We start from the raw sequence: 18,516 nt of genomic DNA on the forward strand, positions 1-18,516 counted from the left end.
GTTGCCTTATTTAACGACATTTCGTTACGCAAAGAAAATGAACAGGAAATGTGGCTACAAACTAATTTTGACACCTTAACGGGTTTGGCAAATCGCTATCATTATAATAGTAAGCTAGATCAAGAAATGATCCGTGCGACGGCTGATAATAAGCGTTTGGCAATTTGTTTTATTGATTTAGATCGGTTTAAAAGTGTTAACGATACCCTGGGGCATAATAGTGGTGATTTACTGTTACTTGAGGCTGGTAAAAGGCTTAAAGCATGTATGCGTAGCTCTGATGTAGTTGCTCGTTTAGGTGGCGATGAGTTTGCGCTATTACTGCCCGGGATCAATACGTTAGCAGATATTGAGCGATTAGCTAAAAAAGCTCTGCTGGCGCTTAATTCTTCATTTAAAATTGGTGAGCAAGATGTATTTGTATCCGGCAGTATGGGGATCACTATTTTCCCCGACGATGGAGCCGAGCGCAAAATATTATTACGTAATGCAGATAGCGCCATGTACAAAGCTAAAGCACAAGGGCGAAACTGCTTTGAGTTCTTTACCAGCGGCTTGCACGAACAAGCGACAGCTCGCAGCAAGCTTGAAAATGCTCTCCATAAGGCTCTTAGTAATAACGAGTTTACCGTTTATTTTCAGCCAATTATTAGCCATGATAAAAAGAAGGTCGGTTGTGAAGCTTTATTACGATGGCATAGTGCGGAGCTTGGCGATGTGTCGCCGGCACAATTCATTCCGGTATGTGAAGAGTTAGGATTGATCATTGCAATTGGTGAGTGGGTACTCAGAGAAGCATGTCGCGAAGCTGCTAAGTGGTGTAGCTGTTTCGGTGAGCAGTTTTTTGTCACGGTAAATATGTCTAGCGTGCAATTTATTCGTCAAGATATTGAAGCGTTAGTTAAAAGTGTTTTGCAGGAAACTCAGTTATCAGCTCAGTGTTTAACCCTTGAAATTACAGAAACGCTACTTGCTGATAATAGCTCAAACATCTTGCAGCAGTTACAAGCATTACGTGCAACCGGCGTGGGTTTGGCAATTGATGACTTTGGCACCGGTTACTCGTCGTTGAGTTATTTAAAGCGTTTTCCGCTGAGTAAGTTAAAAATAGATCGGGAGTTTATCAAAGACTTACCCGATGATCTTGAAGATTGTGCGATGGTTAGTGCAATAATTTCAATGGCTAGTAACCTACAGCTTAAAGTTGTTGCCGAAGGAGTTGAAACCTCTGCACAGCTGGCTTTCTTAAATGCTCTAAATTGTGATTATATTCAAGGCTTTTTATACAGTAAACCACTGCCAGCGGCACTATTTGATCAATACATTAGGGAGTTTATCGCGGGGCAAAATAATAAATGAGTAGCTACACAGCACTGTAATGGTATTTCAGCGCTGTGTATTTAGTTAGCATTATGACAATAGCCGCTGAAGATGAATTTATATTCAGAGTTAGAACTTAAATCTTTCTACCGCGCTGGTTAATGAGTGGGCGAGTTGGTTAACGTTTTCACTTTGATTGGCCAGTGACTTTGCATGTTCGGCATTGCTTTGTGCTTGTACGGTTACTTGCGCCATGATCTGTTTTATACCATTACTGTTATCAAGCTGATGATGTGATGAATCCGCAATTTGTGTGCTCATTTGGTTAATTGTCACTAAGGTACTTTTTATTTTATCTACGGCTTGGTTTAGCTCGCTACTATTGGCAACACATTCTTTTGCTTGCTGTTGGCCGTCATTGATCTCATGGTGAGCTGTGCTGGCTTGTTGTTGTAGCGTTTGGATCATGGTGTGAATTTCACTGGTAGAGCTTTGTGTGCGAGCGGCTAAAGAGCGAACTTCATCTGCGACTACAGCAAAGCCTCGGCCATTTTCACCGGCACGGGCCGCTTCAATAGCAGCATTAAGTGCAAGTAAATTTGTTTGTTCAGCAATGCTACTAATTGTATCTACTATTGCGCCAATTAATTGTGTGTGTTGAGTGAGTTCGTTGGTGCTTTGCACTGCTTGATCAAGACGAGCGAGTAAAGCGGCAATGCGCTGACTGTTGCGATCAGCTATGTGATTCACATCATTGGCAAATTGCGAGGCGTTTGCAACTTCACTGGAGGTGTTATCAGCTTGCTCACAAACGGCTTGGGAATTACTAAACATGCTATGAGCCACCGAACTGGCTTGTGCTATGTGATCTAACTGTTGCTGCGCTGCTAGGGTCATGTGTTGGCCTTGCTCGCTGGTTTGAATTGCTGATTGATCTAAGGTGTGGGCGTTGTCACTTATTGCACTTAGTAGTGTACTCAAGTCATCACTTAATTGATTGATATTATTTAACAGCAGACCAAATTCATCGTCGTTAACTGGTTTTGTGCGTTTCGACAAGTCACCGGAAGCGATACGTGATAGCGCTTTATTAACAGTATTCAGCGGTTTTAGCATTGCCTTAGTCGTTAAAAAACAGATCAACGCTGCAAACGAAATAAGCACTAAACTTATAATAATGGCGAGTGTTGAGCCTGTGCTAATGACCGATTGAGCATCAGCTTGTAAGGTGTTAAAACGTTTATCGGCTAATTGATTGAGCTCAATAATAAGTTGTTCGGTAAGTTGAAATTGCTGTTGAAATGCTGAAAAGGCTTGTTCAGCCTCAACTTTGCTGGTTAAAAGTGTAGTTTGTTGCTGATATAGCATTGTTAACTGTTTATTTATTAAGTTTAGTAGCTCTTCTAGGCTGACAAAGTTGGTTTTATTTTCCAGCTCACTTGCTTGTTGTTGTAGGTAGGTAAAATTAGATTGAATATTATCTAGCAAAAAGTTGGTATCTTGTTGGTGCTCGTTGAGTGTTTGCAAGGTGTTTATATGACTGATGTTTTTAACATTATTACCTAAGGTGAAAAGCAAATCATCAATGCGGGTCGCGGTGCCAACAATCGCGGCTAATAATGTTTGTTGTTCAGCTGCTACTTCGATTAATTCTAAATCAAGTAAGCCATTACTTAAATCAGCGAGGTTGTTAGCGTAATCATTTGCCAATGCAGTGACCTCAGTTGTGGCGGTCAGTCCTTGCTGTTTGGCGTTAAACATTGTTGTGTTGGTAGTATTAAGTTGCTGATAGCGTTGCTCTATTTTTGACAGTAACTGCTGCATTTGCGGTTGATCATGAAGTTGCGTGTTTAGCTCTTTCAGCTTGCTGGCAAATATGGCTTGGTTGTCACGGGTACTCTGTTGCTGCTGTTGTAAGCTGCTTTCTGTTGTTTGACTGTACGCAACAGCATTATATTTGGTGATTGATAACAGTGATAAACGAAGCGCATTACTTTGTTGTTGTACCGGTACGGCTAACGTTTCTATATCTGCGGTCGCATGATTAATTTGCCCGAGTGACCAGTAAAAAAAGCCACTGCTGGCAAGCATTAAAAAACCAATTGTGGCAAAGGCAAAAATCAGTTTTGTTTTTATAGCAATAGCGCGCATAGCTAACCCGTAAATACTTAAGTATTTATGAGTGTAGCAGTATTTTTGTAAATTATAAGCGTTGCGTGCGGATGCTTTACTCTAAATTACAGTGATATTTGTTGCCATCAATGATTAGCATTGCTTCGTTACCTTTGGTCCAAAAAAGTACGTCATCATTGCTATATTTTGCACCTGAGGCGCTGATCTGTTGCGTTAACGGGTAGGTAACCTGGTTATAAACCAGTGAGGCCGTTTCTGCACTCTCGCTGGTGATAACCGCCGTTAGTTGGCTATCGCAGGAATAAGATTGGCTGTTTTGTGGTTCAGTACATGCACTAAGGCTGAGCATACCGAGTGCAATTAATAAGCTTTTATACATAAATAGGTACCTTGGTAAGTGGGTTTAACGACTAGCATAGCAAACGAAAATTAACCGTTGGTGAAAGTGGCCGTTTAGGCTATGTTGATTATTATAAACATTTAACTGCAAAGGAAATTAAATGGCAGGTACGAATCTATTAACCTTGTTGGATGATATCACTACATTGTTAGATGATATTGCCACAATGAGTAAAGTCGCGACAAAAAAAACCGCTGGTGTATTGGGGGATGATTTGGCGTTAAATGCTCAGCAAGTTACCGGTGTTAGTGCAGATCGTGAACTGCCTGTGGTGTGGGCCGTGGCAAAAGGGTCGTTTCTTAATAAAACCATTTTGGTTCCTGCCGCTTTATTGATCAGTGTCTGGCTGCCTTGGCTTATTACGCCGTTACTAATGATTGGTGGGTTATTTTTGTGTTTTGAAGGTGCCGAAAAACTGGTTGAAAAGTTTTTACCTAGCCCGAAAAACGACGAGCTGAGTGAAGCTGAACATCTAGATTTAGTGGCATACGAAAAACAAAAAATTAAAGGAGCTATTCGTACTGATTTTATTTTATCGGCAGAAATAATTGTCATCACGCTTGGCACAGTTGCCGGTGCAAGTTTGCTTAATCAAGCGCTGGTATTGAGTGTGATTGCTGTGATCATGACCATAGGTGTGTATGGTTTGGTAGCAGGAATTGTAAAGCTCGATGATGCTGGTTTGTATTTACTCAAACAAGCCCAGCAAACGGGTAATCGTTTTAAAGCATTACTAGGGAAAGGTCTATTAGCTGCGGCACCACGTTTAATGGCGTTTTTAGCGTTTGCTGGTACGGTCGCGATGTTTTTAGTTGGCGGTGGTATTTTAGTGCACGGCATAAGTGTATTGCATCATTGGCAAATAGCGGTCACTGAATTTGCACTAACAAACTTAGGCAGGTTGGGAGAAGTGTTTGCGCCATTATTATTTGATGGCTTATTAGGCGTGCTGGCTGGCGTTGTTGTGGTGCTCATTCATCACACTGTTGTGAGTATAAAAACAAAAGAGCCGGCAAATTAAATTTGCCGGCAATGGCTTAGCAAGGGAATGCTATGAAAGTTATAAGCTTAGTGGTCGTGCTCTGCTTCCTCAGCGATGCCTAACCAAGTTATTTTACTTGGGGTAAAATCAAGGTTAAGAATAGTTTCGGCCGTTTGTTCATGAGTATCGACGCTTAATACTGTTTGGTTATTTGCATCGCTGATATATACCGTATCATCGGCCGCTGAAGCCGCTAACGCATAGCTGCCTGCGGGGCTGTCGAGTACTTGAAAACGAGCACTGACTTGCCAATCATCCTCAGCATCCAGTATCGATAAAAACCCATCGCTTTCCAGTACGTAAAACTCGCCTGTAATACTATCGAGCGCACTTGCTAATACGGTATTTTCGGTATTTTGCTGCCATGCAAGCTGTGTCATTTCAGCTGATTCTGGGTCGATGGTGTAAAAAAGCTTACTTTGTGCAATACCTAAAAAGAGCTCGCTGTGCTCGCTCCCTTTAATACTACCAATCCGTGCACCTTCGGCAAAACTATCAAGGTTAGCTACTTTAGTTGCGTTAAATGCACCATTGTGTTCTTCAATAACTAATACACCATCACCGCAGCCAAAGGCAATGTGCTGATGATTTTGTGCGCTGCCATGCAGTGCAGGGCAATCAAGCTCAAAACGCTGTTCTTGGTGGAAGTGATCGCCATGAATATGTAGTTGTTCCACATAATTTGGCAGCACGCTAGTTACATCTTCACTGCGATAGGTGGTGATCACTGAGTCACCGCGAATTTGTGCCGTACCATGCATAGCATTAGCAAAACTATGTGTTGCCAGTGTTTCGCCATTTGCAATTGATTCGTCAGTTAAAATAGCAAAGCTTGCAGCAATACCCGCATCTATATTGCCATCAAAAAACAGCGCAGCTTGCTGTTCGCTTACATCAAAATGAGTTGGCTTATCATTTGTTAATGTAAACCCTGACAAGGCAGGAGCTTGTTTGTAATCATGCAGGTGATCATCATGATCTTCTCGGTATAAACCACCATCAATAAACTCAACATAGTTATCAGCGCGTTGTATCAATACTGCAAAACGATTGTTAGGACTTGCATATAAGCCGCTAACAATATTGGTAGTATTAAACATTTCAAGTAGCGCGTTAGTGTCAGTATCGAAAATTGATACGTTGGCAGCATCAGCGTGACTAATGGCTAAACGCCCTGTTGAAGTGATTTCGGTATGCTCATGGTCATCTGGCTGTCCAGCATTTTTATCTGCAAGATCATCAATTTCACTGTTACAGGCACACAGTACAGCAACCATAGAGGCGATCAGGCTAGTTTTAAAGTTAGGTAAAATCATTAGCAGTCCAATGTTTTGTTATAATATATCGGCAATGTTATATTGTAACCAAATTAAAGTAAATAGTTACTCTTCGTTGTTTACTTAAGTATTTGGATGGATACCTATTTAAAACTTTATTGGGTACAATTGTAGCAATTATAAAAATACCAATTTAAAAGGATGTTGTATGAATAAAATAATGCAGTTTATTGTTGTTATTGTGTTGCTCTCTTGTTGCCCAATTAGTTATGCAAATCAGTCAGGTCCTACAGTCGAGGACTTTAGCCGCAGCAGTGAATATAGCCAAGTTAAAATCTCCCCTAAAGGCAGCTACCTTGCAGTAATTATGCAACCTCAAGGTAAAAAGGTACTGGTTATTTTAGATGCTAAGAAATTCACAATTCACCATGCTATTAATTTTGAGAGCAATGCGCAGGTTGGTGCTTATCACTGGGTAAGCGATGAACGAGTTGTTGTTGCAAAAGAATACTTACGCGGTTGGCAAGATCATCCTGAATATTACGGTGAATTATATGGCGTGAATGCCGATGGCTCGAAAGCTAAATATTTAGTTGGCTATCAGGGCGAAATGCAAACTGGTTCTCGTATCAAAAAAGCCACACCGGTTTATGGTACCTCTTATTTGCTGGATCCTTTGATCCACGATGATGATAAAATGCTTATCATGACTTATCCGTGGACATCTAGTAGTGAACCGCACACAGTTGTTTATGAGGTCGATGTTTTTTCAGGAAAGCGTCGTAAAGTTACCCGCTCACCGTCACGTATGGCCAACTTTTTGACCGATCATGAGGGGAATGTCAGAGTGGCTGTTTCCAGTGATGATTATATCAAACCCACAATTCATACCCGTGAAAAATCAGGCGGCCGTTGGCAAGAACTTAACTTAGGTGATTTGACTTACAGCGATATGAACTTACACGCTTTTGATAGTAGTGGTGATGCTGTTTATGTCACTGCGTCTATCAGTGGTGAAGCGCAAGGCTTATATAAATTGAATCTGAAAACCAGAGCAATTGATTTAATTCATAAGGAAGAGGGGGTTTCACCAAAGCAAATATGGGTTGATGAAGCATCAAAAGAGTTATTTGCGATTGAAACCGAGCTAGGCTATCCGACTTATGCCTTTGTCGATGGGCAATCAGAGAAAAGCATGCGTTTAAAATCATTAATCTCCGCTTTAGCTGGTGAACAAGTACAGCTTGTAAGTAGTACTGAAGATGGTGACACTAATATTATTTATGCCTCGAATGACCGTAACCCTGGCCAATATTATTTATTCGATGCTAAAAAAAATAACTTACGATTTTTGTTTGCATCTCGTAGTTGGCTTGATGCCGAGCAGATGGCGCAGACCAAACCAGTGAGTTATACCAGTCGAGATGGTTTAACTATTTATGGCTACTTAACACTGCCGAATAACAGTACAGAGAAAAACTTACCTTTAGTGGTTATGCCACACGGTGGTCCACATGGCCCTCGCGATTGGTGGGGGTTTGACCCCGATGCACAGTTACTTGCCAACCGTGGCATGGCGGTACTAAAAGTTAATTTTAGAGGCTCAGGTGGTTTTGGCCGTAACTTTGAGCATGCTGGGCATCAAAAGTGGGGGGCTGAAATCCAATTTGATATTATTGATGGTGTTAAGTATTTAATTGAGCAGGGCACGGTTAATAAAAATAATATCTGTATTATGGGCGCGAGCTTTGGCGGATACTCAGCGTTACAAAGTGCGATTTTAGAACCTGATATGTTTAAATGTGCGATTGGCGTTGTTGGTGTTTACGATTTGCCGTTAATGTTTAAAGAAGGAGATGTTGCGGAGCGCGACAGTGGCCAACGTTATTTACAGAATGTATTGGGCACAGATGAAGCGCAATTAAAGGCATTTTCGCCAAGTTATAATATTGATAAGTTAAAGGCTCCTGTACTGATAGTGCACGGTGGTGAAGATCAGCGGGCACCGATAGAACAAGCCGAATCACTTATTGCTGCTCTTAAAAAAGCTAAGCACCCTTATATATATGAGCTACTTGAAGATGAAGGGCATGGGTTTTATAAGCAAGAGCACCGCACTCGTTATTATCAACAAGTACTGGCATTTTTAGATCAACACCTAACACTGTAACGATCTGTCTTGTAGGTTAAATGGCAAGCTTTTGGCTTGCCATATTTATTAGCAGGCGTGTTCTAGGCACAGTTCTTTGAGTTGTACTTTGGCTTTGTGGTTATTTTGCAGTGCGGCTTGTTGATACCAGTAAATGGCTTGGGAAAGATCTTTTTCTACCCCCTCACCATCACGATACATTTGTGCTGCATTAAGCTGCCCCCACTGTGAGCCTTCTTTGCTGGCGAGTAAAAAACTCTCAAAGGCATCTTTGAATAAACCATCTTTGTAATAGATGATGCCTTGCTGGTTATTTTTATTAAGCTTTACCCCTTCATATAAAGGTTTTGGCTGTGGTGGAAACATCACAAAGCCGCCGTATAAACTGTATGCGTAAGGACGCAGTACATCATAAATAGCACCTTCATCATATAAATGCTGCACTTCCTTACGCGCTAGAGTGAGTGTCTTTGATGAGAAATAATCTTTTTGAACTAATAAGCTGGTGCGCATCGCTGTTGTTATGGCTCTGTCGTGTTTATAACGGTAGTTACTAATCTGAAAGGTAATATTTTTATCATCAAACTCGAGTACTTGGGCTACTTTTAGGTTTTCAGGGCGCAATGGTTGGTTAGAGAATTTATCTGCATGTACCAAGTAAGTATCGAATGCTTGCGGCTGGCTTAGTATTGCTTGCTTGGTTTTTAGCTCATCAAGATGGTGTGTATAGAGGTAGATAGATAGCCAGATAACTAATATTGAGCCTATAAAATATTTGATTAAAGAAAGCTTTTCTAACCATGGCAGTTGCATAACAGAAAGCTGCACACTGTGCTGACAATGATTACACTGGTATTGATAACGCCACGCTAGTGGCAACATAGGTATGATTGAAAAACGTAAAAAACGGCTATGATTTTGTAGCTGGTAGTCATCATTGTGACACTGCGGACAGGTTTTAGTTTGACTGAAAAATGACAGTGAATCGCAGATATTGAAAAGTAGCATATGTCTCCTAGTCCTTCCTTATTTTAAGTTAAGTTAAAACAAGGAAGGTGAGATGCAAAGCAGCAAACTGTAAGAAAGTATGTATTATTAACTTACTTATTCGTTACAGGCTTTGCTTTAATTGTGGTTTCTGCGTCAGCTGCCATAAACGCAAACACCGCATAGGCCGCCGTGTTTTGTTTCAGCTTCGCTGGATCTACTTTATCAAGCGTGTCATCAGCGGTGTGATGATAGTCAAAATAGTCAGTACCATCTTGATGCAGTTCAAAAATTGGCGCGCTGGTGGCATTTTTCAGAGGAATTAAATCTGGTCCGCCATTAGCGCTATTTTTACCTATGTATGCAACATTAAGTGGCGCAAGTTGTTGCGCTATCGCGCGTACCACAGGCAGTGACGCTGCAGATACATTCGATTCAAAGCCATACACTACATCAGCGCCAAAATCAGATTCAGCAGCGGCAACAATATTATCAAGTTCGTTGGCATGCTGTTTAAAGTAAGCTTTAGCACCCCATAGTCCGAGTTCTTCTGCGGCAAATAGCACCACGCGAATACTGCGTTTAGGGCGTTTTATTTCGCTAATGTGCTTGGCAGCAGCCATCGTTAACGCAACGCCTGCGCCATCATCAAGTGCGCCAGTGCCTAAATCCCAAGAGTCTAAGTGACCACCAATCAGTACGTATTGCTCTGGGTTTTGTGTGCCATTGAACTGGCCAATTACGTTATAGCCTTTACCTTGGCCGCGATCTTCAGTTTGTACATTGATATTAACGGTGACGTTTTTACCAAGTGCGATAAGACGAGCTATTTGGTCTGCATCAGGATTGGCAATGGTCACGTTAGGTATTTTGGTCACGCCGTCTTGGTAATGGCTGCCACCGGTATGCGCAAAGCGGTGATGGGCCGTGCTAACTGAGCGCATCATATAGCCAACCGCGCCTTTTTTAGCCGCTTCGACTGAGCCTGTTGAGCGAGCACGAACCGCAGGGCCATAACCGTTGCCATCAATATGACGATTCATCCGGTAATTAATATAAGCTATTTTACCTTTTAAGCTGTTAGCAGGAGCGGCAATCAACTCATCAAGGGTTTCAAATAATATCACTTCAGCAGTAATGCCGTCTTTTGGTGTACTGACACTGTGGCCTAACGCGGTTAAATGCAGTGGTTGTTCACTTGGCGTTAGGATTTTGCCGCTTTCACTAAAACGACGCCATTCAGGAAAGGTGGCTTCTTCAAGCCATACTTTATCAAAACCAAGCTGTTTGAATTTTGCTTGGGCCCATGCAACGGCTTTTTTATCGTTTTCAGTGCCCGGTAAGCGCGGGCCTACTTCTGTGGTAAGGGATTCAAGTAATTGATAGCTTAACTCACTGTTGCTGGCGTTATCTCTAAGCTCGGCCACCTGTTTAAGTTGCTTCGCGGTAAATTCAGGCGCTGCGGCGCTGGCTAAAAAGCTACTTGCAAGTAGTAACCCTGTGATGATTTTTTTCATTATTGACCTTGGCTGTATTTTTAAGTGCCTATTAAAGCATTTAATACTGAGTAGAAAAAGTAGATGAGATAAAACCCATATGCGGGAATGTTTGTTGATAATCTTGCCAGCTTAATGGTAGCAATTTGTATATTCTGCTATTATGCAGCATAACTAAGTCGGGCATCTGCAGCGGCTTTTCATGTTTACTTTTTGCACTGGAAATTACTTTGACCGCTACAGCTTTTTCATCTCTCGCTTTACCATCTGGGTTGGTAGATAACTTATCAACACTAGGTTATACCCAAATGACAGCCGTACAGGCGCAAAGTCTGCCGCCAGTTCTTGAAGGTAAAGACATCATCGCACAAGCCAAAACTGGCTCAGGTAAAACGGCGGCGTTTAGTTTAGGCGTGCTTGCCAAGCTCAACGTGAAACGCTTTCGCATTCAATCATTAGTGCTTTGCCCAACCCGTGAGCTTGCTGAGCAAGTGGCTGTGGAGATGCGTAAATTAGCGCGTGGTATTCACAATATTAAAATTTTAACCTTGTGTGGTGGTGTTTCAATCGGGCCACAAATTGGTTCACTGGAACATGGCGCGCATATTATTGTTGGCACCCCTGGGCGCGTAGATGATCATATTCGTAAAGGCACCTTACGTTTAGATGATGTTGAAACTTTAGTACTGGATGAAGCCGATCAAATGCTTGATATGGGCTTTCAAGATACCCTAGATGCGATTATCGATTGTATTCCCAAGCAGCGCCAAACGTTATTATTCAGCGCGACTTTCCCACGTGCAATCGAAGCGATTGCTAAACGGGTGTTAAGCAACCCAGTTATGGTGAAAGTAGAAGAAGAGCAAGAAAAGAGCACCATCAAGCAATATTTCTACAAAATGGATAACAACAAACAACGCTTTAACACGTTAAAGCTGTTGTTACTTAAATTTCAGCCAGAAAGCTGTGTGGTGTTTTGTAATACCAAAGTTGAAACGCAACAGGTTTGTGATGATTTAGCCGATGAGGGTTTCAGTGCAGTGTCATTGCATGGCGATTTAGAGCAACGTGACCGTGAACGCACGCTCATTCACTTTGCCAATAAAAGCGCGTCAATTTTAGTGGCCACCGATGTAGCCGCTCGCGGTTTAGATATTGACGATATGGACATGGTGATCAACTATCATCTTGCCCATGACCCACAAACTCATGTGCACCGTATTGGCCGTACTGGTCGCGCGGGTAAAAAAGGTATCGCTTGTTCAATTTATGGTGATGCAGAGCAATTTAAAGTGGCGCAAATTGGCGATCATTATGAATGTGATTTTTTACCAGAACAATTACCGCCATTTAGCTTACTTGAAAAGCCACCGTATAAACCGCAAATGGTCACCTTGATGATTGATGCTGGTAAAAAACAAAAAGTGCGTGCCGGTGATATTTTAGGTGCGTTAACCGGCAAAGATGGCGTAGCAGGGCGTCAGGTTGGCAAAATTAACGTGCTTGATAACGTGGCCTTTGTTGCTGTTGAACGTAACTCTTCAAAACCCGCACTACGCAAATTAACCGAAGGCAATATTAAGGGCCGTAAAATTCGCGCCCGTCGTCTAACTCGTTAATTATCGACTGTTGAGCAGCTTGCCTTAAGCTGCTCATATTCATTCTTTAGTGCTTTAAACTTTTCTGTATCGCCAGTTTCTTTATCTGGGTGGTGCTGCATGGCCAGTTGTCGCCAGCGCTTCTGTATATCCTTCAAACTGCATTGTTTCGTCAATTGCCAGCGTTGTAACAGCTTGCTATACGCTTTGCTATCAAGGGCTTGTCGTGGTTTTTTGTTGCCAGCAAAACGTTGCCAAAAGTCATTAAGCAACTCTTCGATTTCATCGCGGGATGTTTCGTAATTTTGCCAATCTAGATAATAGTCTCGCAGCGGATCAACGCCTTGTAATGACTTATGGGGAGCTGCATCTGTGAGTGTTATTTGTAAGCTGGCTATCATTAAGTGCTGAGCTGGTTGCAGTTGCTGTTGCAGTTGGTACAGGGCGTTCATGATTAAAAAATTACGTTTAAATAAATCACGCTCAGGTTGCGGGTCGAGCGTGGTGATAGCGCCTTGTTGTTGTAATTGCAATGCTAAAGTATGAACCATCCATGTGTCTTTCGTTAGAATAAGCTCAAAAATCTCATCTATCAGTGGGTTAAGCATTGTTTGCAGTCTAGTTATTAGTGTATCTTGACTAAATTATCATAGCTTACACGACTAACAAAATTCCAAGGAAAAAATTATGCTAGGTCAGTTCAAGCGCCTACTATTTATTTGCTTTATTATTGTACTTGGCGTTTTTTCTCAATTTAGTAATGCTCAACAGCAAGTAACGCTGTTTGAGCAATTTAAGCTTACTAATGAATGGTCAGAAAAGCTGCAGTTAGCAAATCAACTACTTGCCAGGCAACTTTCAAATCAACAACAAGTCGCTATCTATTCTAGTTTAGCCGAACGCGCGTTTGAACTAAGTAACTACCCTCAAGCATTACATTATTATCAGTTGTTAGAGCTAAAAACCCCATTTGAAAAACAACCTGAGTTACATTTTAGAGCAATAAAAATGCAAGGTGTAGTGCAGTACTTTCAAGGTTTACTGCAACCAGCCATTATTAGTTATAACCGAGCCTTAAATTTGGCTGTGCGTTTAAACAGCCCATTAAAGCAAGCTAACTTATTGAGTAATATTGGCTTGGCATATTTTAATATGCATAACATGGAGCTTGCGTTAGAGCATTACCAACAGGCAAAAGCATTTTATGAAAACGACGGGAGTGAAAAAGACAAGGCGGATATTTTGCATAATATTGCCGGCGTCTACATTCGTTTATCGCGTTATGATTCAGCACTCGAAATTTATCGTCAAGTGATTGATGTATTTCAGCAATTAGATGATGAAGAGGGGATTGCCCGTGCCCATGGCAATATGGCTGTTGCTTATGCAGAGTCAGGTCAAAATCAATTAGCGCTGCACTATTATCAACTCGCTTTACGGTATTATCAAAGCGTCAATGATGCCTACCAGCTGTCGGTTCAGCATACCAATTTAGCGAGTATAAACTTAAAAATAGATGAGCTAGATGCCGCTTTGTACCATGCAAAAGCGGCTCAAAAATACGCTAGGCAGATTGATAATCAATCATTACAGTTAGCAGCTCTACAAGTGTTAGCCAAAGTGCAATTAGTTAGCGGGGATATAGATACCGCTAAACAAAATTTAAAACAATCAATCGCACTAGCCAAAGAATATAAAGATGAGTTACGTGTTAAAGATGGCTTAGGCATTGAAGCGTTATTAAGTGCGGGTGAAGGCGATTACAAGCAAGCGATTCAGTTGCATCAGCAGTTTGTTGATTATCAGCGCGGTATAATTAGTGAAGAGGTTATGAAAGCGTTAAGTACATTTCAGTCTCAGTTTCAATCGAGCCAGTTAAATCAGGAAATTAAACAGCTTAAACAAGAGCGTAGCTTACAAGAACTAAAAATCGAAAAACGTTCACAATTGACTATTTTACTGTCAATAGTATTGATGCTGGTGTTGATCTGTGCGGTTGCACTATATCGTCGTGCAGTTGAGAAAAAGGCCAAAAATCAATTAGAACAAAAAGTTGCGCAACGTACTCAAGAGTTACAATATGTGGCACAAGAATTACGTGCAGCGAATCAAGTGAAGAGCCAATTTTTGGCAAATATTAGTCATGAAATTCGTACGCCGCTTACGGCGATATTGGGGCAAACAGATGACTTATTGAATGGTTTGTATCAACCTCAACAGCTACAAACGGAGTTGTTGGTCATTAAGAAACACAGCGATCATTTAAAAGGTTTGATCAATGATGTGCTCGATCTGAGTAAAATAGAAGCCAACCGCTTAGATTTAGATGTTAGCGAGTTTGATCTAGTCGTGATTGTTAACGATGTTTACGCTATGTCGAGTATGCAGGCCAAAAATAAAGGGTTAACACTCTTATTAGAAAACAACTTAGGGCCGAGCTTTTGGACTAAGCTCGATTTGATCCGAGTTAAGCAAATACTGATTAACTTACTAACGAATGCGATTAAATTTACTGAAAGCGGTTTTGTCACTTTGCATATTGATCACACCGAGCAAGGCGTTTGCTTTAAAGTTAGTGATACGGGGATTGGTATGACGACAGCGCAAATAGAAAATATTTTTGAGTGTTTTCAACAAGGTGATAATACCATTAGTCGCAGGTTTGGTGGCTCAGGATTGGGTTTAAGTCTCTCACAACAATTAGCAATTATGATGGGGGGTTATATCAGTGTTGAAAGTGAGCTGCATAAAGGCAGTGAATTTATTTTTAATGTGCCATGCAAACAATATCCGCCAGCAAAAGTTGCAAGTGAGGCTGCAGTGTCAGAAAATAAAACCGGTCTTGTCGGACGAGTGCTGTTGGCAGAAGATCATTCTGACAATCGTAGGCTAATAACACGCTTCTTAAAGTCTACTGGGCTTGAAGTGATCTCAGTAAGTAATGGTGAACAAGCGGTTGAGCTTTGTCTTAGCGAGTTCCCTGATATTGTTTTATTGGATATACAAATGCCAGTAATGGATGGCCTGAGCGCTTTTGAATTATTAAAAAAATGTGGTTTTAATAAACCGATCTTCGCGTTAACGGCTAATGCGATGAGTCATGAAATAGATGATTACTTAGCCATGGGGTTCACGGGCTATTTAAGTAAACCAATCGAGAAAGAAAGCTTCTATCGCACGCTCGCCTTGTATTTGGACAATCCTATAGCGTTACCTACAACTAATCCTGATATTAGTGATTTAGTAAGCAGTTTTATCGCCAGCTTTGATGATGAAATTAAGTTACTGACAGCGCATTTTGCAGCACAGGATTTGACGGCATTACAGCAAGATAGTCACCGTATTCTTGGTGCAGCACAAATATTTACACTCACGAATGTGGCTGATGCAGCGTTGCGCTTAGATAAGGCGTTATTAGCGAAAGATCAACCAGCAACCGATGCAGAGATAGCTGCGTTGCTGGATGAATTAATCCAGCAATTATCTAAATCATCTGATCTAGAATAGCCCTAGCGCTTGCGGTTAGAGATTAACTCCACGAAGGTTATAACAAGGACTTTTCGGCAAAAAAAATGCCTGTATTAACAGGCATTTTAGAATGTTGTAAACGGAATTACTGACGTTTCATCGAATCAAAAAATTCATCATTGGTTTTGCTCATAGAGAGTTTATCAATTAAAAACTCCATCGCGTCAATTTCAGACATTTCGTGCACGATTTTACGTAAAATCCACATTTTTTGTAGCTCGTCTGGTTTAGTCAGTAATTCTTCACGACGGGTACCAGAGCGGTTAAAGTCAATTGCAGGGAATACACGCTTTTCAGCAATCTTACGATTTAAGTGTAATTCCATATTACCGGTACCTTTAAACTCTTCGTAGATAACTTCATCCATCTTAGAGCCGGTATCGATCAGCGCCGTAGCGATAATGGTTAAACTACCACCTTCTTCAACGTTACGTGCAGCACCAAAGAAACGCTTAGGTTTATGTAGGGCGTTCGCATCAACACCACCGGTAAGTACTTTACCAGATGAAGGAATTACCGTGTTGTATGCACGAGCTAAACGAGTGATTGAATCCAATAAGATGATGACATCTTTTTTATGTTCAACAAGACGTTTGGCTTTTTCGATTACCATTTCAGCAACTTGTACGTGACGGCTCGCTGGCTCATCAAACGTTGATGCAATCACTTCACCTTTAACAAGGCGTTGCATTTCAGTTACTTCCTCTGGACGCTCATCAATAAGTAATACCATTAATGTTGCATCAGGGTGGTTATGAGTAATTGATTGCGCAATGTTTTGTAGTAGCATTGTTTTACCCGCTTTTGGCGGCGCTACTAATAAACCACGTTGGCCACGGCCAATTGGTGAGGCTAAATCAAGTACTCGAGCGGTAATATCTTCGGTGCTACCATTACCACGTTCCATACGTAAACGTTCATTTGCGTGTAGCGGGGTAAGGTTTTCAAAAAGGATTTTAGTGCGAGAGTTTTCAGGTTTATCAAAATTTACTTCGTTTACTTTTAGTAAGGCAAAGTAACGTTCGCCGTCTTTAGGTGGACGTATCAGACCCATTATAGAATCACCAGTACGCATACTAAAACGACGAATTTGGCTAGGTGATATATAAATGTCATCAGGACCCGCAAGGTAAGAGGCTTCTGATGATCTTAAGAAACCAAAACCATCCTGTAAGATTTCTAGTACACCACCGCCAAAAATGTTCTCTCCACTTTTGGCGTGGGCTTTAAGGATAGCAAAGATAATATCTTGCTTTCTTAAGCGGGCTACGTTTTCGAGCCCCATGGACTCAGCTAAGTCTACAAGTTCTTTGATCGACTTGTCTTTTAATTCGCGTAAATGCATATTGGTGGGTTCTTTATTACAGTTATCATGCTCATATAATCGATATTGATTAGTGAGAGAGGTTTGTTGGTAAACTAAGGATTAGTTGGCTTTATAAACTAGCAGGTCACTGGCTAGGCGTCCAGTCTTTATACAAAAAAAATGTAAAAAAGGGCAAAAAGCCCTTTTTTACATCTGTATTTAGATGTTGTTTTCTAAAAATTCAACTAATTGAGTTTTAGAAAGTGCACCAACTTTAGTTGCTGCAACCTGGCCTTCTTTGAAAAGAAGTAGTGTAGGGATGCCACGGATGCCAAATTTAGGTGGTGTGCCTGCATTTTGATCGATGTTTAATTTACCGATAACGACACGGCCATCAAATTCATCTGCTACTTCATTAAGAATTGGCGCGATCATTTTACATGGTCCGCACCATTCAGCCCAAAAATCAACTAATACAGGCTTGTCTGATTGTAAAACGTCAGCTTCAAAGCTATCGTCAGTTAATTGAATAATTTTCTCGCTCATTGCGCTCTCCGATAAGTTAGGCGAAATATTTAATGCGTATTTAAACACTCTTGTTTCTTATTGCAAGTATAAACGTTATGCTTAAACGCTATGACTAAGACACATTTAACCGATAAAAAGTTTTCAGACTTTGCTATCGCACCGGAAGTGGTTGCCGGTTTAACCGAAAATGGGTTTGAATATTGCACACCCATTCAAGCTAAATGCCTACCTTTTATTTGTGATGGCCGCGATATTGCGGGCCAAGCACAGACAGGGACAGGCAAAACGTTGGCGTTTTTAACTGCCACGTGCCATCGGTTATTACAATCTAGCAAAGCACCTAGTAAACATCCAAGAGCCCTGATCATGGCCCCTACTCGGGAGCTTGCGATTCAGATCCACAAAGATGCAAAAATTTTAGCGCCACACTGTAATCTTAACTTAGGTTTAGTATATGGTGGCGAAGATTACGAAAAACAACGTGCACAATTAGAAAAAGGCGTTGATATTTTAATTGGCACCACAGGTCGCTTAATCGATTTATATAAACAAGGGTGTTATACCCTCAATGAAATCGAAGTTGTGGTACTAGATGAAGCCGATCGTATGTTTGATTTGGGCTTTATTAAAGATATTCGTTATATGTTCCGCCGTATGCCGGATACATCACAACGCCTTAACTTATTATTTTCAGCAACGTTATCGTATCGCGTTCAAGAACTGGCGTTTGAGCACATGACAAACCCAGAGCA

Annotated in this window: 14 protein-coding genes; 6 read left to right on the plus strand and 8 right to left on the minus strand. The window is 41.2% G+C overall.

Annotation, left to right across the window (positions count from 1 at the left end; genetic code table 11):
• Positions 1-1,359, plus strand: a 1,359-nt coding sequence (locus ENH88_RS08700) for a putative bifunctional diguanylate cyclase/phosphodiesterase (protein ID WP_304181695.1), incomplete at its 5' end; no start/stop codon positions are given.
• 90 nt (positions 1,360-1,449) lie between these two features.
• Here ENH88_RS08700 and ENH88_RS08705 read toward each other — a convergent pair.
• Entirely contained in the window at positions 1,450-3,471 is a 2,022-nt protein-coding gene (locus ENH88_RS08705) for a methyl-accepting chemotaxis protein (RefSeq protein WP_304181697.1), read from the minus strand.
• Between the two features lie 76 nt (positions 3,472-3,547).
• Positions 3,548-3,832 carry an MliC family protein gene (locus ENH88_RS08710; RefSeq protein WP_304181699.1) on the minus strand — a complete coding sequence of 95 codons (285 nt, stop codon included), beginning with the start codon at positions 3,830-3,832 and terminating at the stop codon, positions 3,548-3,550.
• 121 nt (positions 3,833-3,953) lie between these two features.
• Here ENH88_RS08710 and ENH88_RS08715 point away from each other — a divergent pair, with 121 nt between their 5' ends.
• The gene (locus ENH88_RS08715) at positions 3,954-4,874 is read left to right on the plus strand and encodes a DUF808 domain-containing protein (protein WP_304181700.1); all 921 of its coding nucleotides are present in this window, start codon (positions 3,954-3,956) and stop codon (positions 4,872-4,874) included.
• A 47-nt stretch (positions 4,875-4,921) separates the two neighbouring features.
• Here the strand turns inward: ENH88_RS08715 and ENH88_RS08720 are convergent, their stop codons facing one another.
• Positions 4,922-6,211 (minus strand): hypothetical protein, encoded by a 1,290-nt coding sequence (locus ENH88_RS08720; RefSeq protein ID WP_304181703.1) that lies wholly within the window; start codon positions 6,209-6,211, stop codon positions 4,922-4,924.
• Positions 6,212-6,380: 169 nt separating this feature from the next.
• Between ENH88_RS08720 and ENH88_RS08725 the strand changes: the two genes are divergently transcribed.
• On the plus strand, positions 6,381-8,342 hold the full coding sequence (locus ENH88_RS08725; RefSeq protein WP_304181705.1) for an alpha/beta hydrolase family protein: 1,962 nt from the start codon (positions 6,381-6,383) through the stop codon (positions 8,340-8,342).
• A gap of 48 nt (positions 8,343-8,390) precedes the next feature.
• Here ENH88_RS08725 and ENH88_RS08730 read toward each other — a convergent pair whose 3' ends face one another.
• Positions 8,391-9,329 carry a tetratricopeptide repeat protein gene (locus tag ENH88_RS08730; RefSeq protein WP_304181707.1) on the minus strand — a complete coding sequence of 313 codons (939 nt, stop codon included), beginning with the start codon at positions 9,327-9,329 and terminating at the stop codon, positions 8,391-8,393.
• A 92-nt stretch (positions 9,330-9,421) separates the two neighbouring features.
• Positions 9,422-10,825: a M20/M25/M40 family metallo-hydrolase gene (locus ENH88_RS08735; RefSeq protein WP_304181709.1), complete on the minus strand. Its 1,404-nt coding sequence runs from the start codon at positions 10,823-10,825 to the stop codon at positions 9,422-9,424.
• 209 nt (positions 10,826-11,034) lie between these two features.
• On the opposite strand from ENH88_RS08735, the gene dbpA reads away from it, so the two are divergent.
• Complete coding sequence (gene dbpA / locus ENH88_RS08740) at positions 11,035-12,423, plus strand: ATP-dependent RNA helicase DbpA (RefSeq protein ID WP_064666863.1); 1,389 nt, start codon at positions 11,035-11,037, stop codon at positions 12,421-12,423.
• On the opposite strand, the gene ENH88_RS08745 is transcribed toward dbpA, so the two are convergent.
• Complete coding sequence (locus tag ENH88_RS08745) at positions 12,420-13,010, minus strand: DNA-J related domain-containing protein (RefSeq protein WP_304181711.1); 591 nt, start codon at positions 13,008-13,010, stop codon at positions 12,420-12,422. The genes dbpA and ENH88_RS08745 overlap by 4 nt on opposite strands.
• Positions 13,011-13,089: 79 nt before the next feature.
• Here ENH88_RS08745 and ENH88_RS08750 point away from each other — a divergent pair, with 79 nt between their 5' ends.
• Positions 13,090-15,909: an ATP-binding protein gene (locus ENH88_RS08750; RefSeq protein WP_304181713.1), complete on the plus strand. Its 2,820-nt coding sequence runs from the start codon at positions 13,090-13,092 to the stop codon at positions 15,907-15,909.
• Positions 15,910-16,015: 106 nt separating this feature from the next.
• Here ENH88_RS08750 and rho read toward each other — a convergent pair whose 3' ends face one another.
• Positions 16,016-17,275, minus strand: coding sequence for a transcription termination factor Rho (gene rho / locus ENH88_RS08755; protein ID WP_064666866.1), 1,260 nt, complete (start codon positions 17,273-17,275; stop codon positions 16,016-16,018).
• A gap of 180 nt (positions 17,276-17,455) precedes the next feature.
• Complete coding sequence (trxA, locus tag ENH88_RS08760) at positions 17,456-17,782, minus strand: thioredoxin TrxA (RefSeq protein WP_304181715.1); 327 nt, start codon at positions 17,780-17,782, stop codon at positions 17,456-17,458.
• A gap of 90 nt (positions 17,783-17,872) precedes the next feature.
• Between trxA and ENH88_RS08765 the strand changes: the two genes are divergently transcribed.
• Positions 17,873-18,516: DEAD/DEAH box helicase (locus ENH88_RS08765; RefSeq protein WP_304181717.1), on the plus strand; the 644-nt coding region annotated here is incomplete at its 3' end.

Origin of the sequence: Pseudoalteromonas prydzensis (genome assembly GCF_011050055.1) — a bacterium.
Taxonomy (GTDB): Bacteria; Pseudomonadota; Gammaproteobacteria; order Enterobacterales; family Alteromonadaceae; genus Pseudoalteromonas; species Pseudoalteromonas prydzensis_A.